This window comes from Vibrio sp. Vb0304 (genome assembly GCF_033338995.1).
GTDB lineage: Bacteria > Pseudomonadota > Gammaproteobacteria > Enterobacterales > Vibrionaceae > Vibrio > Vibrio alginolyticus.
The window spans coordinates 1-22,938 of sequence record NZ_JAWOTT010000036.1 but is presented as its reverse complement, the minus strand read 5'-3'; the positions used below and the strand labels follow the sequence as shown (position 1 = coordinate 22,938).

20 protein-coding genes and 2 pseudogenes are annotated in these 22,938 nt (G+C 46.8%); 7 read left to right on the top strand and 15 right to left on the bottom strand.

The window, feature by feature from the left end; genetic code table 11:
• Window positions 1–90 (bottom strand): annotated as a pseudogene (locus R7P35_RS22845) (Fe-S biogenesis protein NfuA); the annotation flags it as partial.
• A gap of 58 nt (window positions 91–148) precedes the next feature.
• Window positions 149–874, bottom strand: a complete 726-nt coding sequence (locus R7P35_RS22840; RefSeq protein ID WP_042522603.1) for an amidophosphoribosyltransferase — start codon at window positions 872–874, stop codon at window positions 149–151.
• An 84-nt stretch (window positions 875–958) separates the two neighbouring features.
• Here R7P35_RS22840 and bioH point away from each other — a divergent pair, with 84 nt between their 5' ends.
• Window positions 959–1,726, top strand: a complete 768-nt coding sequence (gene bioH / locus R7P35_RS22835; protein WP_005384724.1) for a pimeloyl-ACP methyl ester esterase BioH — start codon at window positions 959–961, stop codon at window positions 1,724–1,726.
• 124 nt (window positions 1,727–1,850) lie between these two features.
• Window positions 1,851–2,315: a hypothetical protein gene (locus R7P35_RS22830; protein WP_005379316.1), complete on the top strand. Its 465-nt coding sequence runs from the start codon at window positions 1,851–1,853 to the stop codon at window positions 2,313–2,315.
• Between the two features lie 104 nt (window positions 2,316–2,419).
• Here the strand turns inward: R7P35_RS22830 and R7P35_RS22825 are convergent, their stop codons facing one another.
• A complete protein-coding gene (locus R7P35_RS22825) occupies window positions 2,420–4,741 on the bottom strand; it encodes a Tex family protein (protein ID WP_042522604.1) in 2,322 nt (773 codons plus the stop codon).
• A gap of 229 nt (window positions 4,742–4,970) precedes the next feature.
• On the opposite strand from R7P35_RS22825, the gene R7P35_RS22820 reads away from it, so the two are divergent.
• The 5 genes from R7P35_RS22820 (at window position 4,971) to envZ (ending at window position 10,205) form a co-directional block, all read left to right on the top strand.
• On the top strand, window positions 4,971–6,851 hold the full coding sequence (locus R7P35_RS22820; RefSeq protein WP_155396187.1) for an ATP-dependent zinc protease: 1,881 nt from the start codon (window positions 4,971–4,973) through the stop codon (window positions 6,849–6,851).
• A gap of 117 nt (window positions 6,852–6,968) precedes the next feature.
• Window positions 6,969–7,460: a transcription elongation factor GreB gene (gene greB / locus R7P35_RS22815; protein WP_005379321.1), complete on the top strand. Its 492-nt coding sequence runs from the start codon at window positions 6,969–6,971 to the stop codon at window positions 7,458–7,460.
• A 105-nt stretch (window positions 7,461–7,565) separates the two neighbouring features.
• The gene (locus tag R7P35_RS22810) at window positions 7,566–7,961 is read left to right on the top strand and encodes a DUF1090 domain-containing protein (protein WP_017635004.1); all 396 of its coding nucleotides are present in this window, start codon (window positions 7,566–7,568) and stop codon (window positions 7,959–7,961) included.
• 129 nt (window positions 7,962–8,090) lie between these two features.
• The gene (ompR, locus tag R7P35_RS22805; protein ID WP_005379333.1) at window positions 8,091–8,810 is read left to right on the top strand and encodes a two-component system response regulator OmpR; all 720 of its coding nucleotides are present in this window, start codon (window positions 8,091–8,093) and stop codon (window positions 8,808–8,810) included.
• Window positions 8,811–8,912: 102 nt separating this feature from the next.
• Window positions 8,913–10,205, top strand: a complete 1,293-nt coding sequence (gene envZ / locus R7P35_RS22800) for a two-component system sensor histidine kinase EnvZ (RefSeq protein ID WP_017820700.1) — start codon at window positions 8,913–8,915, stop codon at window positions 10,203–10,205.
• A 72-nt stretch (window positions 10,206–10,277) separates the two neighbouring features.
• Here envZ and R7P35_RS22795 read toward each other — a convergent pair whose 3' ends face one another.
• From R7P35_RS22795 to R7P35_RS22740, 12 genes and pseudogenes are all read right to left on the bottom strand, one after another.
• Complete coding sequence (locus tag R7P35_RS22795; RefSeq protein WP_005379335.1) at window positions 10,278–11,666, bottom strand: uracil-xanthine permease family protein; 1,389 nt, start codon at window positions 11,664–11,666, stop codon at window positions 10,278–10,280.
• Window positions 11,667–11,893: 227 nt separating this feature from the next.
• Window positions 11,894–13,975, bottom strand: a complete 2,082-nt coding sequence (gene recG / locus R7P35_RS22790; RefSeq protein WP_042522606.1) for an ATP-dependent DNA helicase RecG — start codon at window positions 13,973–13,975, stop codon at window positions 11,894–11,896.
• Between the two features lie 253 nt (window positions 13,976–14,228).
• On the bottom strand, window positions 14,229–14,912 hold the full coding sequence (trmH, locus tag R7P35_RS22785; RefSeq protein ID WP_017635001.1) for a tRNA (guanosine(18)-2'-O)-methyltransferase TrmH: 684 nt from the start codon (window positions 14,910–14,912) through the stop codon (window positions 14,229–14,231).
• Window positions 14,913–14,964: 52 nt separating this feature from the next.
• Window positions 14,965–17,085, bottom strand: coding sequence for a bifunctional GTP diphosphokinase/guanosine-3',5'-bis pyrophosphate 3'-pyrophosphohydrolase (spoT, locus tag R7P35_RS22780; protein WP_005379340.1), 2,121 nt, complete (start codon window positions 17,083–17,085; stop codon window positions 14,965–14,967).
• A 39-nt stretch (window positions 17,086–17,124) separates the two neighbouring features.
• Window positions 17,125–17,397, bottom strand: coding sequence for a DNA-directed RNA polymerase subunit omega (gene rpoZ, locus R7P35_RS22775; RefSeq protein WP_005379346.1), 273 nt, complete (start codon window positions 17,395–17,397; stop codon window positions 17,125–17,127).
• Between the two features lie 180 nt (window positions 17,398–17,577).
• The gene (gene gmk, locus R7P35_RS22770) at window positions 17,578–18,201 is read right to left on the bottom strand and encodes a guanylate kinase (protein WP_005379347.1); all 624 of its coding nucleotides are present in this window, start codon (window positions 18,199–18,201) and stop codon (window positions 17,578–17,580) included.
• A 448-nt stretch (window positions 18,202–18,649) separates the two neighbouring features.
• Window positions 18,650–19,873: a tetratricopeptide repeat protein gene (locus tag R7P35_RS22765; RefSeq protein WP_025768315.1), complete on the bottom strand. Its 1,224-nt coding sequence runs from the start codon at window positions 19,871–19,873 to the stop codon at window positions 18,650–18,652.
• A gap of 9 nt (window positions 19,874–19,882) precedes the next feature.
• The gene (locus R7P35_RS22760) at window positions 19,883–20,515 is read right to left on the bottom strand and encodes an energy transducer TonB (protein WP_005379353.1); all 633 of its coding nucleotides are present in this window, start codon (window positions 20,513–20,515) and stop codon (window positions 19,883–19,885) included.
• Between the two features lie 4 nt (window positions 20,516–20,519).
• On the bottom strand, window positions 20,520–20,927 hold the full coding sequence (locus R7P35_RS22755) for an ExbD/TolR family protein (RefSeq protein WP_005379359.1): 408 nt from the start codon (window positions 20,925–20,927) through the stop codon (window positions 20,520–20,522).
• A 25-nt stretch (window positions 20,928–20,952) separates the two neighbouring features.
• Window positions 20,953–21,480 (bottom strand): MotA/TolQ/ExbB proton channel family protein, encoded by a 528-nt coding sequence (locus tag R7P35_RS22750; protein ID WP_005379363.1) that lies wholly within the window; start codon window positions 21,478–21,480, stop codon window positions 20,953–20,955.
• A gap of 9 nt (window positions 21,481–21,489) precedes the next feature.
• The gene (locus R7P35_RS22745; protein WP_017634999.1) at window positions 21,490–22,851 is read right to left on the bottom strand and encodes a MotA/TolQ/ExbB proton channel family protein; all 1,362 of its coding nucleotides are present in this window, start codon (window positions 22,849–22,851) and stop codon (window positions 21,490–21,492) included.
• A 3-nt stretch (window positions 22,852–22,854) separates the two neighbouring features.
• A pseudogene (locus R7P35_RS22740) lies at window positions 22,855–22,938 on the bottom strand (DUF3450 domain-containing protein); the annotation flags it as partial.

Below are 22,938 nucleotides of genomic sequence, written 5' to 3'. Positions count from 1 at the left end.
AAGGTTAGCGAAATGCGTTTGCGCAGTTTCTGTAATAGTAATATTTGACACGACGAATACCCGAGTAAATTTGTAGGTTACTGCTGCTATTCTACTCTTGTTGACGTATGGGTCTAGTCTTTTTGATGCTAAGGCATGGCGAAGCGATCTAGAGAGAACGAGGAGCAGGTGTTCTGCAGATGCAGTAAATATCGATGCTTTCTACGCCAACTTCAAGTAGTAAATGACATAATTGTCGGACGGTACTGCCTGTGGTGACTACATCATCGACGATGGCAACATGGGAAGAGTGAGGTTGCTTATTGAGAATAAACGCGCCTTTTAAGTTTTGTTCACGGCTTGTTTTGGTATTACCACGCTGTGATTGGGCGAGCTTTACTCGACGAAAGACCTTCGCATCAAAATTAGTCTGCAATTGCTTGGCGAGGTGTCGGGCTAAAACATCACTTTGATTAAAACCCCGGCGCAGGTAACGCTGCCAGTGCAATGGCACACTGGTAATGATTGGAGCTGGCGTGGTGATGCGCTGTGCCAGTTGCTCGGTTAATGCTTTTACATGCCAAGACTCTCCGTGATCTTTAAAGCGTTGTACTTCCCGTGAAAGGGGAAAGTCGTAATCGCCTAACGTGTATAGCCTTTGCCATGGCGGTGGCTTTGAAAGACATTCACCACAAATACTATCCGTACTCATTTCTTCTTTCTGTAATGATAAACCGCAGCGTTGACATCGTTTTACCGGAGTTAGGTATTTTAAACAGTGCTCGCACCAGCGCAGAGTATTTGTGTGGCTTGGTGTTTGAATAGGGAACCGACACAGGCCGCATTGACTGCTCAATACGCGATGCATGATGTTTTGCCAGTGATGAGATAACATAGCGTTTATTCATGGTGATATTTTACTCAGCCTAACGCTTGGCTGAAGCCGTAGGGAATAAAATAAGTGGGAGAGATTGAGAGCATGAGCACGAAATTACACTGGCAGTCATTTGGTCAGGGACCAGATTTGGTGTTACTTCATGGTTGGGGCATGAATGGTGCGGTATGGCAGCAGACAGTCGAGTCTCTTCAACCTTATTTCCGAGTTCATGTGGTTGACCTTCCGGGGTACGGACATAGCGCCGAATCTCATGCTGAAGATTTAGACCATATTGCTAACTTGGTGGTGCAAGGTGCGCCAGAGAAAGCGATTTGGCTTGGTTGGTCCCTCGGAGGTTTAGTGGCGACGCATGTGGCATTAAATATGCCCGAGCGCGTGGCTAAGTTGATTACGGTTGCCAGCTCACCTAAATTTGCCGCAGAAAAACCTTGGCGTGGCATTCAACCGAATGTACTGAGTGCGTTCACCTCTCAGTTGCTAGAAGATTTCTCACTGACCATTGAGCGCTTTATGGCGTTGCAAGCGATGGGCAGCCCATCAGCGCGTAAAGACGTTAAACAGCTCAAGCAAGCGGTACTATCGCGCCCTCAGCCAAACCCTGAATCGCTGTTGGTTGGGCTAAACATCCTTGCTGATGTGGATCTGCGCGATGCGTTGACGTCTCTTTCTGTTCCAATGTTGCGTCTTTATGGCCGTTTAGATGGGTTGGTGCCAATTAAAGTAGCTAACGATTTAAGTGAACAGTTGCCTCATACCCAGCAGTTTGTTTTTAATCAGTCCTCTCATGCGCCTTTTATCACCGAACATGACGAATTTTGTGTTCAAATCCGAGAGTTTGCTCACGATTGAGCAAGTACGAGCGGAAATACCTCAAGTTGTTTAAAAAGTGGTCGATATAAATGCTGGTGAGGTTTTATTAGCCAATAAAGCTAAGCCATATTGACGAGTTGGGCGACTCTGAGGAGGGTTCGCAATGATTGTGTCACCGACCAACGTAAGTGTGCCACTGATCGCCCCATCCGTGAATGTGCAGACGGAACAAGCAGCTCGCGACAATAAAGTCCGAGAGCCTGTAACGCCAACGGTCGCATTGGCCAAAACCAATGCAGAGCGAAAAGTAAAAGGTGACGACAAGCGCCGACGTCAGTCTTCTTGGGATCCTTCAGAGCATCCTGATTATGATATGGAAACGGAAGTCGACACGCGTTATCAAGAAGAGCCGGAAGATACACTAGAACGGCTTTTTAGTTTGCTTGCGCTCAAATCGTATAGTGAAGACCAGGGGAAAGGCTACGCGATCCGCTTTCGCTTACCAAAGCGCATTTTGGATGCTGCGATCAATGAAGGATTAATGGAAAAGCGCAGGAAGGTGATCAAGTTTCATTATGGTCATGCAGTCGCTCCCCATACCCCGTCAGAAGTGATAGCAGTATTATGACGACTCAATATCCTACTCAAACAAAAACGCTCCAAGCAGGTTGACTGATTGGAGCGTTTTCTTTTTAGTTATGAAAGCTCGTTAGCGGTGAAGCCTAGGTAAGGTTACTTTTTCGCTTTAGCAAACGCTGCAGCAAACGCACCGCCCATCGCGCTGTTCGATGACGAATCATCACGGCGAGGCTGACGACGCTGCGGTTGGTCATTACGACGTGGCGCTGCTGATGAGCGTTGGCTGCGGTTGTCTTGACCCGGTTCGTCGTTCATACGCATCGATAGACCAATACGCTTACGCTGCACGTCAACTTCCATCACTTTCACTTTGACTATGTCGCCCGCTTTCACCACTTCACGTGGGTCAGACACATAACGATCTGTCAGTGCAGAAATATGCACAAGACCATCTTGGTGAACGCCGATATCAACGAAGGCACCGAAGTTGGCTACGTTAGACACCACGCCTTCTAGAATCATGCCCGGTTCCAAGTCAGATACCGAGTTTACACCTTCTGCAAAGGTCGCCGTTTTGAATTCTGGACGTGGGTCACGACCCGGCTTGTCTAACTCTTTGATGATGTCTGTAATGGTTGGAACGCCGAAGTTATCGTCGGTGTAATCGACCGCATGCAGACCTTTAAGGAAGCTTGAATCACCAATCAGTGCTTTGATATCTTTGTTGTTCTTCTCAGAAATCGCTTTGACCACTGGGTACGCTTCTGGGTGAACCGCAGACGCATCAAGTGGGTTCTTACCATCCATAATACGCAGGAAGCCCGCACACTGCTCGAACGCCTTAGGACCTAAACGAGGTACTTTCTTCAAGGTTGTACGTGCTTCGAAGCGGCCGTTCTCATCGCGGAAGTCGACAATGTTCTGCGCGATGGTGCTTGATAAGCCTGCTACGCGCGTCAGTAGCGCCGCAGAAGCAGTGTTCACATCAACACCAACCGCGTTTACACAGTCTTCCACAATCGCATCTAGGCGTTTTGCTAGCATTGATTGACTAACATCGTGCTGGTACTGACCCACACCGATCGACTTAGGATCGATTTTCACTAGCTCAGCCAGTGGGTCTTGCAGACGACGAGCAATCGACACCGCACCACGCAAAGATACGTCCATATTCGGGAATTCTTTCGCTGCAAGCTCGGATGCTGAGTAAACCGATGCCCCCGCTTCACTTACGATGATTTTCTGAACTTTCAGGTTGCCACGTTTGATGACGTCTGCGACAAAGCTGTCGGTTTCACGTGAAGCCGTACCGTTACCGATCGCAATCAAATCCACGTTGTACTTGCGGACCAACTGATCAACGATTTGCGCTGATTTGTCGTATTGCTTTTGTGGCGGGTGAGGGTAGATGGTTTCGGTTGCAAGCACTTTACCAGTCGGATCGACAATAGCGATTTTAGAGCCCGTGCGCAGACCCGGATCGAGACCAAGTGTTGCACGAGGGCCAGCCGGTGCTGCCATCAACAAGTCTTTTAGGTTAGTGGCGAATACTTCAATCGCTTCGATTTCAGCGCGCTCTTTCATTGCGCCCATTAGCTCGGTTTCCATGTGCATTGATACTTTGATGCGCCATGCCCAGCTGATCACTTGCTTACGCCAGGTATCCGCCGGTGCGCTGCTTAGCGTCACGCCATAATGGTCGGCGATAATCGTTTCGCAGTAAGACTGACGAGCGCCTTCTTCCTGTTCTGGATCAGCATTCATTGCCAATGTCAGGAAGCCTTCGTTACGGCCGCGTAGCATCGCCAGTGCGCGGTGCGATGGCACTTTGCTTAGGGGCTCGTTGTGGTTGAAGTAATCTTTAAACTTCTCGCCTTCTTGCTCTTTGCCTTCAACGACTCGTGAGACCAGTTCCGCATTGCGATTTAAGTGGTTGCGAATTTTTTCCAGTAAGTTTGCGTCTTCTGCGATGCGCTCCATGATGATCGCGCGAGCGCCATCCAATGCAGCTTTGGTGTCTGCGATGCCTTTGTCTGCATCAAGGTATTTGCTTGCTTCGCTTTCTGGCTCGGTTTGTGGGTGATTCCAAAGCTGATCTGCGAGCGGCTCAAGACCAGCCTCAATCGCGATCTGACCTTTCGTACGACGCTTGGGTTTGTAAGGTAGGTATAAGTCTTCAAGACGAGTTTTGCTGTCTGCCTGCGCGATCTCTTGTTCTAGCTCTGGCGTCAGTTTGCCTTGCTCTTGGATTGATTTCAGGATGGTCTGACGGCGATCGTCCAGTTCACGAAGGTAAGACAGACGGCTGTCCAAAGTACGCAGCTGGGTATCATCAAGGCCCCCCGTCACCTCTTTGCGGTAACGTGCAATAAAAGGGACAGTGTTGCCATCATCAATTAGGGTGACAGCGGCGTTGACTTGCTCTGGGCGAACATTCAGTTCTTGAGCAATCATGCGACAGATAGCTTGGCTCATCCGTGTTTTCTCTTTTAATTCGGTTTTGGTTGTATAGAACATTGGGGTCATTCGAAGAATTTGCAATGTTTTAAATTAACGAGGCAAAAATTTACCGGGCGCTGGTGGACATCAGTCAGATTTATGTCAAAACTGTAATTAAATTGAGAACTTATATCCGCAGTTATCGACTAACCTAATTCCACGGTTGTTGATATCACTAAATGTACCTCGGCTTATACGGATAATCATGATGAAAAAAATGTCTTTGGCGTTAGCGCTTACGAGTGCCTTACTTGCCGCCCCGCTTAGTTGGGCGCAGTCTATCTCAGGAACCACACAAGCTCCCGTTTATCAGCTCGATAACAAATTGGTACTAGGGCGTGTGGAGAGCGTCTACTACAGTGACATTCCGGAACTAAAAGCGGTGCCATTTATTGGCAAGATTGATACTGGTGCAGATACGACATCGATGCATGCGGAGAATATCCATGTCAGTAGCTCACACCCAGATTACCAAGATTTGAAAGATAACGAGTTACTTTGGGCGATTGTCGATGACTTAGGTGGTACGAAGGCAAAGTGGGACGCCGACAGCTTTAAGCCATATCAAGTAAAGGTTAGCTTTACGGTTCCTCACCCTTATACAGGGAAGGAAATACAGATTACCGATGATCTGGAAAGAGTGAGCGCGATTCGCAGTCGAACAAGCAAAAAGCCCATCCTACGCCCGACAATAAAAATGCCGATGACAATCGCTGGTCACACCGTTGATACGGAAGTGAACCTGACCAAGCGTACGCAATTCTCTTCTCCTATCTTGATTGGTAAAACTTATCTCGATGAGAACGCATGGGTCTTCGCTGGTTACGATTATCTTCAAGAACAGCCAAGCGCAAAAATGATTGGCAAAAAAGAGACGGTTGAAGTCGAAGGTGTGCCATATAAGATCAGCATTTCAACTTCTAGCCGTTATACCAACGTCCATGCACTGGACATCAAGGTAGACAAAAAGCATAACGAAGTCTCTTTTATGTTAGAGGGCGAGAATGGCAAGCGTCATCCAATGACATTACCCTTGGTACGAATGCTGAAAACGACCAAAAGCGAGCGTCCTTTAGTCTATTTACCCGTCAAAGTCGGCGAAAATGAAACTCAACGTTGGTTGGTGTATCTGCGTGATCGCAGTAAGTTCAGTTCGCAAATTCGCTTAGGTCGGGACGTCGCGAGTCAGCACTTTGTTATTGATACGGACAGAGAAAATCTACTGGGTGGCGTAGAAAAAACGTTCAAAAGCGCACTCAAATCAAAACCTCTTGTCGTTTCACCAGAAGAACAGGTCACCATTGATGGTTATACCGTCCCTGCTTACCCCACTTTTACTGTGAAAACGCCATTACTGCGTGTAAATGGGTTTGAAGTAACAGAAAAAGGTAAGGATGAATCCGTCACGTTTTATTTAATGAACGATGAGGGGAAAGAAGAAAAAATTACCAAACCAGTGTTGAAAAAGCTCAAGGTTGGCAGCGCGGTTCGCCCTGTTGTCGAAGGAGACTTTCTTCTCGGTAGAAAAGACACATCAATGAAGTTTGCGCTCGATGTGCTTGATGAGGGTGACACTCAACCCTTTTTCGTCTTTGGTCATGACATAGCCAAGGGTGGTGTGTTGCTGAACACTCGCGCAGACCATCTACTAGATGCAAGGCCACTTTTCAAAGCTGGCCATATCGAAGTGGCTGAAGTTGAGGGGATGTCTTTCCCTGTGAAGTTAGACACGGGTGCAGATGTAAGCTCAATCAATGCTAAGAACATCAAGCAGTTTAAGAAAGACGGCAAAGACATGGTGAGCTTTACCTATGAGAACGATCTTGGCATGAAACAGGCGTTTACCAAGCCTGTTGTTGATGTCATGCGTATTAAAGCTAAGAAAGGCGAGAAAGCGAACGTACGCCCTGTGGTTGAAATGCATGTTAAGCTTGGCGAATTAGAGAAGAAGATCCGAGTCAACTTACAGGACCGAGGTCGCTTCCATTACAGCATGATTTTAGGTAAAAACTTCCTAAAACATGGCGCGGTTGTTTCGAGTGATACGAATTACATCGTGACGCAAAAACCGGATTACGAAAAGTAACACTCTGGCCGCCTTATCACCTTGATACCCAAAGCCTGAAAAACATTGGATCTTTGGGTATATCATCTCCTTAATGCTGCCAAAGAGCAGCATTTTTTAGTTGAGATAGGAGTTAATTTGAAAACTAAGCTGATTACACGAGAAGGTTACAACAAACTCAAACAAGAGCATGATTACCTTTGGAATGAAAAGCGCCCGGAAATCACCAAGATCGTCACTTGGGCTGCGAGCCTGGGCGATCGCTCAGAAAATGCGGATTACACCTTCAATAAACGTTTACTCCGTCAGATCGACCGTCGTGTCCGCTTCCTTCGTAAATTCCTGCCAGAAGTCACGATCGTTGACTATTCTCCGCAACAAGAAGGCAAAGTCTTTTTTGGTGCATGGGTGGAAATAGAAAATGAGGCAGGAGAAGTGAAAAAGTTTCGTATTGTCGGGCCTGAAGAGATTTATGGCGATGCGAAAGACTACATCTCTATCGATTCACCTATGGCGCGAGCGATGTTGAAAAAACAAGTGGATGAAGAGTTCACGGTACGCACCCCAGAAGGTGAAAAAGAGTGGTTCATCAACTCAATTGAATACACTCAACCGGCCTCGGAAGACTGAGGCTTTATCACCGATTCAAGTCTCATGAAGTTCACTAGAAGTGACTTGGGTCTCAACGTCAGAATATTTGGTATAAAGGCATGGTGCCTTTCTCGGAGAAGTAAAATGAACAAAGCAGTCATGTGTAGTGCTGCACTAACAATAGGATTCTCACTTTCAGTTTTTGCTCAAGATGAAGTGAAAGGCTGTGACGCTAAAGAGTTAGCGGTAGAGCAGCAGCTTGAGTATGCAAAAGCGCAAGGTAATGAGCATCGCATTAAAGGCTTGGAGCAAGCACTTTCCGCTATCCAGAATGAATGCTCGGAAGGTGAGCTGCGCCAAGAGCTGCAAGCAGAAGTGGAAGAAAAGACTAAAGAAGTTGAGGAGCGAGAGGAAGAATTAGTCGAAGCTCAGCATTCAGGGAAAGCAGACAAAATTGAGAAAAAACGTCACAAGCTGGCTGAGGCACAGCAAGAGCTGCTTGAGGCCAAACGTGAACTGGAATGGAATTATGGTCAATAGTAGGTGCTGAAAATACCTGCTAGAGAGAGATTAAAGCGCTTAAGATAAAAAGAGTAACAATTTGCTTGAGCACGTTAGGAAAAACAGTGATACATTTTCGACAATAGACGCTTCTGAAAGGATGTTTCAATGCAAGAAAATCATAAAATTTTAGTGGTTGATGACGATGCTCGTTTACGTGCTCTATTGGAGCGTTACCTTTCTGAGCAAGGTTTTCAGGTACGAAGTGTCGCCAATGGCGAACAGATGGATCGCCTACTAACGCGCGAAAACTTTCACTTAATGGTGCTGGACCTAATGTTGCCAGGTGAAGACGGTTTGTCAATTTGTCGTCGTCTACGCCACGCGAACAATATGTTGCCAATCTTAATGCTCACCGCGAAAGGTGATGAAGTGGACCGCATCGTAGGTCTTGAGGTAGGGGCGGATGATTATTTGCCAAAACCGTTTAACCCACGTGAATTGTTGGCTCGCATCAAGGCAGTATTACGCCGCCAAACTGTAGAGTTGCCGGGTGCACCAAGCACGGAAGAAAAAGTGGTGGAGTTCGGGGAGTTCCGACTCAATCTAGGCACTCGCGAGATGTTCCGCGGTGACGAGGCAATGCCACTCACCTCTGGAGAGTTTGCTGTCCTAAAGGCGCTCGTGATGAATGCGCGTGAGCCAATGTCACGAGATAAATTGATGAACATGGCGCGTGGCCGTGAATATTCTGCAATGGAACGCTCTATTGACGTACAAATCTCACGTTTACGTCGCATGTTAGAAGACGATCCGAGCAAGCCGCGCTACATTCAAACCGTGTGGGGCCTAGGTTATGTTTTCGTCCCAGACGGCAAAGAGGTGTAACCTCTTCACTCCATAGCCAGCACTTGGCTATAGCAACTTCAGCCTTCATTACCTTCCCTTTGAAGGCTGAAATTTCGCGATTAGGACCACTAGGAACGTTCCATGCGCATCCGAAGTTCACTGACACAATCTATTCTGCTGTTCATCTCTTTGCTTCTCGCGAGCCAAGTTTTCTCTTACTACGCCGTTTTTAACTACGCGTTGATGCCGAGTTTGCAGCAGTTCAATAAAATTCTCGCCCATGAGCTCAATTTGGTGCTTGATGATGAAGGACCTTTAAAGTCTGATGCACCGTTAAGGCGTCAATTATTAGAAAGATTAGGGGTGACGGTTCATAGTCTCGACAGCGATAAGGCGATTGAATTTCATCACGCAATGTCGATTGATTTGATGTCTGAAGAAATGAGCCAAGAGCTGGGTTCGCCTACAGAAGTACGCTTATTGCTTGGCGATGAAAGTTACATTTTGTGGATGCACATCGAAAAGTTGCCGAACTCCATCATTCGTATTCCGTTATCTGAGCTGCAAGAAGAAGATTTTGCACCGCTGTTTCGTAACAGTTTGATTATGGCGCTGCTGATCATTGCTGGTGGTTGGTTGTTTATTCGTTTGCAAAACCGTCCACTTTTGGCTTTAGAGAGAGCCGCGAAAGACGTCGGTCGAGGTGAGATCCCGCCCCCCTTAGCAGAGAAAGGCGCATCGGAGATTCGCTCTGTAACTCGAGCCTTTAATCAAATGTCGAAAGGTATTCAAGAGCTAGAAGAAGACCGAGCCTTATTAATGGCGGGGATTAGCCATGACTTACGAACGCCTCTGACGCGTATTCGCCTAGCGACAGAAATGATGTCTCCTGAGGACAGCTATCTTGCGGAGGGGATCATTAGCGATACGGAAGAATGTAATGAGATCATCAGTCAGTTTATGGATTACCTCAAACCGGTGAACCAAGAATCGTTTGAAGCGGTTGATATCAGTACGATTGCCAGTGACGTCGCCAGTTCTGAAGGTGGTTATGAGGTTGAAATTGAAACAGATCTTAATCTTAACTTGCCGCCAGCCAAAGGAAGTGCGATTGCGATTAAGCGGGCGATCAGTAACTTAGTTGTGAATGCGCTACGTTATGGCAATGGCTGGGTCAAAATCAGCACTGGTGTGACAGCAGATAAGCAGCTAGTGTGGATTTCAGTAGAGGACAACGGACCGGGTATCGAGCATTCTCAAATCGCGAGGTTATTTGAACCCTTTACGCGTGGTGACACCGCTCGCGGTAGTGAAGGCACTGGGCTAGGGTTGGCGATTGTGAAGCGTATAATCAGCCAGCATTCAGGTTCTGTGGTGATGCGTAATCGCAGTGAAGGCGGTTTAATCGCTCAAATCAGCTTTCCTACCAAGTAAGTCGATGGCCCGCACCCTTTAAAACAAAAAGCCCAACCTAAATAGGTTGGGCTTTTCTTATTCTCAATAATCTTAAGACTCTTTCACTTCCTGAGGAAGTTCATCTTCGTCTTCCAGTTTCTCTGGCAGAAGTAGATTTAAAATGATCGCTGTGATGCCACCTGCTGCAACACCAGTTGAGAAAATACTCTTAATAAATTCTGGCATAAATTGCAGGATCTCTGGTTTTTGTGCGATACCAAGTCCCATTGAGAAGGATAAGGCCATGATCAGAATTGCGCGGCGATCGAGCTCAACACGAGAGATAATACGCACACCAGCGGCAGCAATCGTACCAAACATGACAATCGTTGCGCCGCCAAGTACTGGCTCAGGAATCAGCTGAACAAAGCTAGCGACGCCAGGAAACAAGCCAAGAATCACTAACATGCCAGAAATAAAGTAACCCACGTAGCGGCTCGCGACTCCTGTTAGCATGATGATGCCGTTATTCTGGCTAAACGTTGAGTTCGGGAAGCTGTTGAAAACGGCTGCGATTGCAGAGTTTAAGCCGTCTGCTAACACACCGCCCTTAATGCGTTTCATGTACACTGGGCCTTTTACTGGCTCACCAGACACTTCAGATGTTGCGGTAATATCACCGATGGCTTCTAGTGCGGTAATAAAGAAAATCAGTACCAGCGGAATGAACAGAGACCAGTCAAACGATAAGCCATATTGCATTGGTACGGGCAGTGCTACGATCTCGGTTGCGCCTAGCTGAGAAGTATCTACCATCCCCATAAAATACGCCATGATGTAGCCCACTAGCATCGCAATCACGATTGAAGCCACACGGATGTATGGGTTTTTCGAGCGGTTTAAAATCACAATTAATCCAAGTACCGTCCCAGCCAGAGCAAGTTTGTCTAAGCTGCCGAAGGTTCCTTCATTTAATGCTGCGTAGCCACCGCCCATTGATACTAAGCCGACTTGAATCAGTGTGAGACCGATAAGAGTGACGACGATGCCTGAAACAAGCGGAGTGATGATTCGGCGGGCATGCTCCAACACGCGAGATAGAAAAATTTCTGCAAATGATGCGACTAAAATCGTACCAAAAATGGCAGCCATCATGGTGCTGATGTCTGCTCCACCGGCTTTCAGCGATAGGCCTGCACCAATAATAGGACCTAAAAAGTTAAAGCTGGTGCCTTGAACAGAGAGCAAACCAGAGCCAATTGGGCCAACGGTGCGAATTTGAATAAACGAAGACACGCCTGACGCAAACAAAGACATGCTGATGATGGTATTCGTTTGGTCTGCTGGTACACCCAAAGACTGACAGATGATCAGTGACGGAGTGATAACCGCGACGAACATCGCCAATAAGTGCTGAAGTGCGGCAAAAATGGTTTGAGGCAAAGGTGGTCGATCGTTGAGTTGATAGACCAGTTCCGAAGATCGGTTTGAAGTTGTCATTGTTTGTCTCGCTAGTCGCAATATTTCCCTAGTTCTCGCTGAATGGGAGAGCAGGGTGGAGTTGACGTCGTTACCTGTGATTGCTGTTAATCAGAGTCAACTCAGGTTGGTGGAGTGTGATCTAACACACTTAAAAATTTGTGCGCGATTATAGAGAGATTTACTCAAAAAGCAAACGTTTGCTTTTGGCGTATTAAAAAACGAGCCATTTGGCTCGCTTTCAATCATTACGCTTTGGAGTAAATATCCCGCTCACCCAACCAGCGATCGATAATCGCTGTTGCGTTAGTCGGGTAATTGTCATGAATATGACGCGCAATACGCTGAACTTCGGGAATCAGGCGTTGATCTCGAACTAAGTCTGCGATTTTGAAATCAGCAAGACCTGTCTGCTTTGTACCCAATAGTTCTCCAGGGCCGCGAATTTCTAGGTCTTTCTGCGCAATGACGAAGCCATCGTTACTTTCACGTAGTACTCCGAGACGTTTTTGCGCGGTTTTTGACAGCGGAGAGTGGTACAGCAGCACACAATGGCTAGCAACGGAACCTCGGCCCACGCGACCTCTTAACTGGTGTAATTGTGCCAAACCAAGACGTTCAGGGTTTTCTATGATCATCAAGCTAGAGTTTGGCACATCCACACCAACTTCAATCACTGTCGTTGCGACCAGCAAATGCAGTTTATTGTCTTTGAAATCTTGCATCACCGCTTGTTTCTCTGCCGGCTTCATTCGTCCGTGCACTAGACCAACTTTTACGTCCGGCAGTTTACGTTGAAGCTCTTCTGCGGTATCTGCCGCGGCTTGCGCTTCTAATACTTCCGACTCATCAATCAGGGTACACACCCAATATGCCTGCTTGCCTTCGTTTAAGCAGGCATTTCGGACACGTTCGACGATATCATTGCGTTTGGTATCTGGAATCGCGACAGTCTGGATTGGTGTTCGACCTGGTGGTAGCTCGTCAATCACGGAAGTTTCCAGATCGGCATAAGCGGTCATGGCTAAGGTGCGAGGAATAGGCGTCGCCGTCATGATCAACTGATGTGGATAGGCGCCTTGTTTTGCGCCTTTTTCACGCAATTCTAATCGCTGATGGACACCGAAGCGGTGCTGTTCATCAATGATGACCAAAGCAAGGTGATGAAATTCAACGTGCTCTTGGAATAGCGCGTGAGTACCCACTACCATTTTTGCTTCACCACTGGCAATACGAGCCAACTCGGCTTCCTTTGCCTTACCTTTGAGTTTGCCCGCTAACCAACCGACTTGAATGCCCATTGTTTCAAACCAGTTTGCGAAGTTGATAGCGTGTTGCTCGGCCAATAGTTCGGTTGGCGCCATGAGTGCCACCTGATGGCCATGCTCAATGGCTCTAACAGCGGCCAAAGCGGCAACCAACGTTTTCCCCGAACCAACATCGCCTTGCACTAATCGCATCATTGGGTGCGGTTTTTCTAGATCGGCTTCAATCTCTTGTACTACTCGGGTTTGAGCGTTTGTAGGAGAGAAAGGCAGTTGGGCTAAAAGCTGCGTTTTTAGTTTATTACAAGGACCGAGAGGTAGCGCTGAATCCTTCTGACCTTTGCTACGCACCGCTAGCATCGATAAGTTTTGTGCGAGCAATTCTTCCATGATCAAGCGGATTTGGGCAGGATGTTTGCCTTCGTCAAACTCATCTAAATTAATGGTTGGTGGTGGGCGATGAATGGTGTGCAGCGCTTGCGACATCGTGATTTGATGGTCATACAACCCCGCTGGAAGTAATTCCTGCACTGCGGTTTTATCAAGCAGGGCTAAAGCTTGTTCGGTAAGGTTGCGCAATGTGATTTGACGCAATCCATCGGTGGTGGGATAAACAGGGGTTAAGCTCTGTTCTACATCGGGCTTTTGCTCACTGACGTAAAACTTGTAGTCAGGATGAACAATTTCCAAGCCCACGCCACCGCGCTTAATTTCACCGTAAGCATGTACTAACTTACCTTGCGTGAAATTGTTCTTCATGGCTGCGGTAAAGTTGAAAAAGCGCAGCGTGATAGTGCCATTACCGTCGCTGATTTTTACCGTTAGCATTTTGCGCTTACCGAAGATGGTGTCGACTGCCATGACCTTACCTTGCACGGCCGCCCAAAGGCCAGCATGCAGTTTGGCAATAGGGTAAATACGAGTACGATCTTCGTAGCGTAACGGAAGGTGAAACAGCAAATCTTGAACGCTATGTAAGCCAACTTTGGCGAGTTTTTCTGCGACTTTCGCGCCAACTCCAGAAAGGGAGGTTAATGGGACGGCAGATAACATTTGGGCGGACATAGAGGGCTCAAGAAAATGGTTAACATAGCAGTATGTTAACCATGGAGCTGTGTTTTTGTACAGGAAAAAATAGTCATGCTTTAGTTAGTGTCATGATTTGACTGATAACCTATCATTCCGAGGAGCTTTAGCGACATCAGGATTCTATTTCCAACAAGTATGTCGCTGAAGTTAACACTATCAGCATCTGTATATTTGAGAATTAGATCCTGAACCACGCTCCTTCGCCGCCGTTCAGGATGACGAAAGTCTGTTACTTGCTTTGCATCTCTTGCCACCACGCGTCATCGGCGATGATTTGACCTTCTTCATCGAGTGGTGGGTAAACGAGCCCTTTTCGTTTCGCGACCTTTGCCAGCACTGGGTGACCACGTTCAAAGAGAATACGGTTGATTGTCTCTTTAGGCAGAGCGCTTTCTTCTCGGTCGTACATGCCTGCGGCTTCACGTTGACGTTGCGCTTCATACAAAATTACGGCACTGGCAACCGATACGTTTAGTGACTGCACCATGCCCACCATTGGGATAATAATGTCTTGATCGGCAAGCTGTTTGGCTTGCTCCGAAGCGCCAACTTTTTCACTGCCTAAAATGATTGCCGTTGGTCTGGTGTAGTCGATCTCGCGAAAATCGACGGCGGTGTCCGAAAGATTGGTCACCAAAACCTGCATACCTTGCGCTTTGAGTTCGGTAATCGCAGTTTCAATCGAATCGTGAGTATCCACTTCAACCCAGTTACGCGCGCCAGCTGAGGTATGGCTCAGCGTACGCATTTTGTCTGGCCAAATTGCGTGAACTTTGTGTAAGCCTGTCGCGTCAGCGGTGCGGATCACGGCAGAGACGTTGTTTGGCTTATGTACTTCTTCGAGACAAAGTGTCAGATCAGTTTGGCGAGTTTTTAGGACTTGGTGAATACGGTTGTAACGTTCTAGGTTCATATTTATTGAGGTATAAAAAATCGCCACCTAACAGAGTAGGTGGCGATAGAGGTTAGTTCTTTCTGCGTCTGACTCGGGTTGCTTGAGGCATTGCCTTAATCTTACGCATGATACCAGCAAGGTGGACACGATCTTTCGTCGTCAACAGCACAGTCACAGTGTATAGACGACCATCACGTTCTTCCGTTGAAAGGCCATGAATGTTTGATCCTGTTTTCGAGATCACGTTGGTCAGTTCTGCAAGAGCACCTTGGTTGTTAAGCATGTCGACTTTAAGTTCAGCAATGAACTCTTTATCGTAGTCTTCAGACCAAGCGACAGCCATATAACGGTCTGGCTCTTTCTGATAACCACGAACGTTCGGACATGTTTCTCGGTGAACAACCAAACCACGACCAGGCGATACGTGAGCAATAATGTGATCATCTGGGATAGGATGACAACAATTTGCAAACGTCAGCAATAAGCCTTCTGCGCCACGAATCGGAAGCTTCTTCTTCGAGTCCGTTGGGATTGAACTTGTTGTCGTGAGCTCTTCGGTGTCACCAAGGAGACGACGTGCGATCACAATGCTCATCAACTCACCCAATCCAATAGCAGCCAATAAATCATCGATGCTTTCTAGGCGAAGATCATTCAAGACTTCTTGGATATTTTCTGGATAAATTGAATCAATCGAGTGACGGCCAAGTGCGTGATTAAGTAGGCGACGACCTAAAGTAATCGACTCTTCACGACGCATCGTTTTCAGTACTTGTCGAATCTTAGTGCGGGCACGAGAAGTCACGACATAGTTTAGCCATGCCGCATTCGGACGCGCACCAGGGGCACTGATAATTTCCACCGTCTGACCGTTTTTCAATGCCTTACTCAATGGGTAAGGGTTACGATCAACACGAGCACCAACACAAGAGTTGCCTACATCGGTATGTACGGCATAGGCAAAGTCGACAGCCGTTGCGCCTAAAGGCAATTCAACGATACGACCTTTTGGTGTGAAGACGTAAATCTCATCTGGGAAAAGATCGGATTTTACGTTTTCAATGAATTCGAATGAGTTACCCGCGCTTTGTTGTAGCTCTAACAGGCTTTGCATCCAACGCTGAGCTTTCACTTGCGCAGTGGTGCCAGACTTGTCGCCTTTGTCTTTGTAAGACCAGTGTGCCGCGACACCTTTGTCCGCCATTTGATCCATATCTTCAGTACGGATCTGAACTTCAACAGGTACGCCGTGTGGGCCAACCATGGAAGTGTGTAGCGATTGATAGCCGTTCGCCTTTGGTACCGCGATGTAATCTTTCATGCGACCAGGACGTGGCTTATACAAGCTGTGTACTTGGCCTAAAACGCGATAACAAGTATCAGCGGTATCAACAACGACTCGGAACGCATAGATATCCATGATGGTATGAAAGCGCTGTTCTTTGGTTTTCATCTTGTTATAGATAGAGAACAGGTTTTTCTCACGACCAACGACGCGAGCATTCAAGCCAAAATCTTGCAGACGGCCTTCTATTTCGCTGTGAATGCGTTGGATCATCTCTTTACGATTACCACGTGCGGCTTTAACCACTTCTTTCAGTACGCGGTAGCGGTTGGGATATAGCGCCTCAAAGCCCAACTCTTCGAGTTCGGTTTTGATATTGTGAATACCAAGACGATGAGCGAGGGGCGCGTAAATTTCTAACGTTTCACGAGCAATACGACGCTTTTTATCTGGTCGAAGCGCGCCAAGCGTACGCATGTTATGCGTGCGGTCAGCCAGTTTGATCAGAATGACGCGGATATCTTGCACCATGGCCAGAACCATCTTACGAAAGTTCTCAGCCTGAGCCTCTTTCCTATCGCGGAATTTGAGTTTGTCCAGTTTAGATACACCATCAACCAATTCTGCGACAGTGTTGCCGAATTTCTCTTCGAGATCTTCTTTAGTTACATCACAGTCTTCAATGACGTCATGCAGCAAAGCAGCTTGGAGGGTTTCGATATCAAGGCGCATTTCGGCCAAGATACGAGCCACAGCGACAGGGTGGATGATGTATGGTTCACCGCTAGAGCGGGTTTGCCCTTCATGGGCATCTCTCGCTACCACATAAGATTGACGCAGAGCCTCAATCTGAGGCTCTGTTAGGTATTCTTGGGCAACGTCTTTGAGGCTATCGAATAGATACAAATTATAGGCCCGGGAGGTTGTTGAATTCTAAAGTCAGAATTAACGGTTGTGAGCGATGCTGCTTACTGCCGCTAGCTCTGCCGCTTCTTGCTCTTGCTGTTCTTGACGTTCACGAGCGTCTAGAACTTCTTTAGTAATTAAACCTTCTTCGATTTCGCGTAGAGCGATAACCGTTGGCTTATCGTTCTCTTCTGGCACTAGTGCATCTTTACCGCCAGTTTGCATTTGACGAGCGCGGCGAGCCGCAATCAGTACTAGGTCGAAACGGTTGCCAACTTTTTCAACAGCGTCTTGAACAGTTACGCGTGCCATGAGGACTCCAAATAGTTAACTAAAATTTTAGAATGACGAGAAAGTATACAACCTAACTACTTTATTTACTAGCAATTAGACAAGCCACCGTTTGTGGACTTTCTCAGGTAGTTTATTGTGTTTTTCGCACTGGGCAAAAAACGGGAAATTCTTTATGTTTTACAGCGTGACTTTTTGAAGTTACTCTGCTAACAACGCGTCAAGCATACCTTTATATTTAGCAGCTTGCTTTTCTTCCTTCAATCTTTCAGCACGCAAGATAGCTTTAAAATCCATCAAAGCGGTATCAAAATCGTCGTTTACGATCACGTAGTCGTACTCGTTGTAATGAGAGATTTCCGACTTGGCTTCAGCCATACGCTTTGCGATCACTTCATCGCTATCTTGACCACGAGTGTTCAAGCGACGCTCTAACTCACCGTTTGATGGTGGCAGGATGAAGATGCTTTTGGCTTCTGGCATTTGTTCACGGATTTGGCGTGCGCCTTGCCAGTCGATATCTAGAAAAACGTCGATACCTTTATTTAGTGTTTCTTCAATCCATACACGAGATGTGCCGTAATAATTACCAAACACTTCTGCGTATTCTAGGAAGTCACCTTTAGCGATCAGGGCTTCAAACTCATCTTTCGCTACAAAATGGTAGTGGACACCATTTTCTTCACCAGGTCGCATGTTGCGCGTGGTGTGAGACACAGACACTTTCATTGCGTAGGTTGGGTTGCGTTCCAACATCGCTGAGATCAAGCTAGATTTACCTGCGCCGCTAGGTGCAGATACGATATAGAGAGTACCTTTGCCCATTGTACTGTTCCACTTTTGATTGGATTGATTGAGTGCCGAAGGAAAGTTCGACATTCTTATAACGATAGCACTGGCATTGAGAAATCAACCACCAAAGGGGTGGATATTGGTGATAATCCCGCCAGAAAAATGGAGGCGAAGAGTATCATGATCTCTATTTTGTTACCAGTTGATCTTTCTGTCTGTGATCGTCTCAGATGAAATAGTTACTTACGCCAGAGTGTTCCTAAACAGCGAAGAAGGAGCGTGATACAGGACTTACCATCCGCGCACTCTGTTATTAAAACCATTTCTACAACCGTTTAGTGTGCTGATTTTAGGTTTAGAGTCCCGATTTGGCTTGCGTGAGTGACTCTGGTTAAAAATAGGGGTTAATAAAGATAAAACGGAAAAAAGGGGAAGCTTTCACTTCCCCAGGCGTGCGACTGACTCACACTTAATCTTCGAATTATCCTTGAGACTCTAGGAAATTTATCCAAGGGCTAACGGTTGACCTGAATTTTGGCGATTGAGCAGCGCCTTTCATCGCCTGCAAGGCCTTTTGTGGTTGCTTAAGCTCGAAATAGGCCATCCCGCGAATGTATTCAAGTTCTGCCTTTTGCTCTTTAGAGGCACTGGATGCCGCGCTTTCTACAAAACGAGTTGCTTCAGAATACTGCTTGTCTTGTATCATTAAGCGAGCAATCTGAATTTGCGTTTTAGCAGAAGGAGCGAGGTTATATGACTTTTTATAAGCGAGAATTGATTTATCTAGCTCTTTAGCTTGCTGCCAGAAACTGGCTAGGCGGTCATAGTTTTCCTTCGTCTTTTCAATGTTTCCAGCTGCCATTTCCTTGTCAAGAGTTTTGGCTGCTTTATATGGAATACCTTGATAAGCCAAGAAGTTTACAAAGCGTAAATATTCCTTCTCTCCTTCTAGTTTCCCCATTTTGTAAACCATTTCTAGGGTGGCTAGAGAGTTGCGTTCTTGACCTAGCTCCATGTAGACACCAGAAAGTTGCATCCAGTAACGCTTTTTCTGAGGGTACTTTGAAGTCAGAGTTTTGAGTACACTGGCAACGCTTTTCAGCTGGCCTAACTCGTAGTGAGATGCAACGAGAATTAAGTACCAAGACTCACTTGGGCTCTTGCTCATCGCGATGGCTTTTTTGGTTGGCGGGATTGCATTTTTGTAATCTTCCAACTGAACATAAGCGCTCGCTAACGTGATATAAGCATGAGCTTGAGGCTTCTCTTTGGTTGTTTCTGCAACCTTGAACCATTCCTTCATCGTTTTTACAGACAACGTATACTTTTCTTCAGCTAGGTAAAGCTGAGCCAAGCTGTAGCGAACTTGTTGAGCAACAGGAACGGGAAGTGCGTCGAGCTGTAATGCTTCGGCAAAGTATTTTGCTGCTTGCACATAATTGTCTTGTAGCGAATACAAAAAGCCAGTCTGCTGAAGTAAAACTGCTCGGTCGTATTTTTTCGAACTTGTGCTTTCTAAAGCGCTTGCTAGCTTTTCTTTCGCTGCTGAATATTTTTCAGTTGCGATCAACTCTTGCACTTTGTTAACGGTTCGAAATGTCCGATCTGATAACTGAGGAGCTTCTTTTGCCATCGTAGGAGCGGCCATTGCCACTCCTGCGAAGAGAATTAAAGAAGCCACTTTGCTTTTCCATAAACTTTTCATCGTGACTCCTTAATTGGTTGAGAACTCTATTTCTTGCGATAGGCGCGAGCTAACAGGTTTCCCGTCAACCAATTTTGGTTTAAATGTCCATTTAGAGACTGTTTTTCTTGCCGCTCGACCGAGGCCTAAGCGTCGTGGTTGCTCTTTAAGAACTTTGATGTCCTCTACGGCACCACGTGCGTTGACAGTAAACTCTAATAAGACGACCCCTTTTTCTATTCCTGCTTTCGCAGCCTTCCTAGGCATTTGAGGTTGGAATGTCGCTAGAGGTGTTGGACCTCCGCTACCCGCGAGTTGCGCACCTCCACCCTGGCTATAATGTCCAAGCACCGAACCACCTGTAACATTTACGGGTAGGTCAAGCTTTGGCATATCCATTGGGGTCTGCTCCATCACCGGTTTTACTGTCGCTGTCACTTTCATTTCTGGCGGCGGCGGCGGACGCTTAGGCGGTGGTGGCTTTGGAAGTTCGCGTTTTTTCTCCTGTATTTTTTCGTCTGGTTTAATGCGAATAAACTCGACCATACGCAGGTCATCATTCGACACTAACTCGTGGCGCTCTTTGTTTACTAGCTTGTCCATCCCCCAGAACAACCCGAGGGAGACAATGAGCGCCAGTGCAATTGAGGCCAGATACCGCATAAGCTTAATCCTTATTGGTTGCGGCAATGGAGATGCTTTCTACACCTGCCATTTTGATCTGGTCCATAACCTTCACGACTACGCCAGCATTTGCTTCTGTGTCGGCTTGGATAACAACTGCGCCATCAGGGCTTTCTGCACGAAGACGTTCAATATTCGCGCGAACCGCGTCCACTTCGATGCGGCGTTTATCAACCCAAACATCACCCGCCGCACCAACTGCGACCATGATGTTACCTTTTTTCACGGTTTGCGCAGAGCTTGCCGTCGGGCGGTTTACTTCTAGACCAGCTTCTTTTACGAACGATGTTGTTACGATAAAGAAGATCAACATGATGAATACGATGTCGAGCATCGGTGTCATATCGATAGCGGTTTCATCACTGCTATCACTGCTATAGCGTCTTTTCATGACCTATACCTCTAATTCCATTTACTCAGGCAATATGCTTTAGCTTATCTTCCAGCTTTTGCGTTGTGACTTTGGCTAAATGATCAAGACGTGAACTAAAGAACAGTCCTGATAGAGAAGCCACCATCCCGGCTAAAGTTGGGATTGTTGCCTTTGAGATCCCCGAGGCCATTGCTCGAGGGCTTCCTGTTCCTGTTACCGCTAAGATGTCGAATACTTGGATCATGCCAACAACGGTGCCGAGCAAACCCAGTAAGGGACAAAGCGCAATCAATACTTTCACGATTGGCAGGCCCTTTTTATTCTCAATGTCCTGACGAGAAACAATTTCTTGTCGGATCATCTTAGCGTTCCAGCTCTGGTGCTCTGAGCGCCCCTGCCATGAGCCAACGGCTTTTTTCATGGCTTTTGGAGCGACGGCAGCAAAATAGAACCAACGTTCTAACAATACTGCCCACAGCATAAAGCTGAGGATGAAGATGGCGACGAGTACATCGCCACCCATTCCCAAGAAGCGCCTAATTGATTCAAGTTCTCCAACTAACCACCACATAACGCCTCCTTAGCTTTCGGCTTTATGTAGTTTTTCCTGATAGCGAGCGATGAAGCCTGCACTCTGTTCTTCAAGAGTTTGAACCAAACGACGACCTTTACTGTGTACGATGGTGTACAGGAACAGTAGAGGAATTGCGACAACCAGACCAAGCATCGTAGTAACAAGTGCTTCAGAGATACCGCCAGCCATCAGTTTAGGATCGCCGGTACCGAACAGAGTAATGGCTTGGAATGTGCCGATCATGCCCATTACCGTACCCAGTAGACCAAGTAGAGGTGCTACAGAAGCAAATAGCTTGATTGAACTGATAAAGCGTTCAATGCTCGGTGCGTTACGTAGGATGATTTCGTCCAGTTTCGCTTCAAGATCTTCAAGGTTGTCACCTTTGTGCTCTTGGTAAGCCTGGATAACTTCACCCAGAGGGTTACCAGGAATCACGGTTTCTGATTTCGCTTGCTTACGCATTTTACCGCCAATCACTTGAAGGCGTAGGAAGCAAACTAGAGCAATGATAGCGCCAACTGCACCCATACCAAGGATGACGTAACCTACAATGCCACCTTGATCAATACGTTCTTGAACGGTAGGGCTTTGTACAAGTAGAGACAGAATTACACCACGGGATGGGTCAATAAACAGTGGCTCATAGCTGTTTGACGCTGACTCAAAGCCCGCAACATGACGTGTAATATTGGTGCGAGGCTGTCGAGAGAGTTCTTCGAACTTACCTGTTTGAGGTACATAAGTAACGTACTTACCATCGGCAATCGCGTTAAATTCACCGACAAGAGTAACATCGCGAACCGCTTCTTTACCTTCGCCATAAACAACCGTTGCTTGGGTTGTTGCTGTCTCGCCTGAGGCAACCACTTGTTGAAGAATGGTATGCCAGAATGCTTCTAGCTCTTGTGTTGATGGCAGTTCTTTACTTTCAGCCAGTTTCGTTAGTAGAGCGTCACGCTCTGGGAACTGAACTGCGTTTTGAGAGGCTGCAAATAAGCCTTTAAACTCGCCCGCATATTGGCGGACCACACCAAACATTTCGCCCAAAGTACCAGAGCGAACACGTAAGGTTTCTGTTAGTTCAGTCAGCTGCTTATCGTTTTCATCAAATGTCGCTTTAAGTTGATCGCCCAGTGCTTGCTGTGAAGCTAGCTCTTCACGAGCCTGTTGCAATAATGCTGCTTGCTTATCTCGGTTGTTCTTGAACTCAGCTTCACGGGCTTTGTTCTCTTTTGACTCAACGATGCTTTCTGATTTTACGTTTTTGAGTAGTTCAGATAGGTTTTTAGGCGTTTCTGCTTGTACGCCTGAAGCCATAAATAAGCTCGCTAGTAGACCAGCGGCTAGAGTTTTGAATCCTTTCATCTCTTATTCCTCCCCAGCATATACAGGCAATTTGATTAGCGCTGGTGGCGCTTGCTTCTTCGCGATACGAAGGCCTTGCTGTACCGC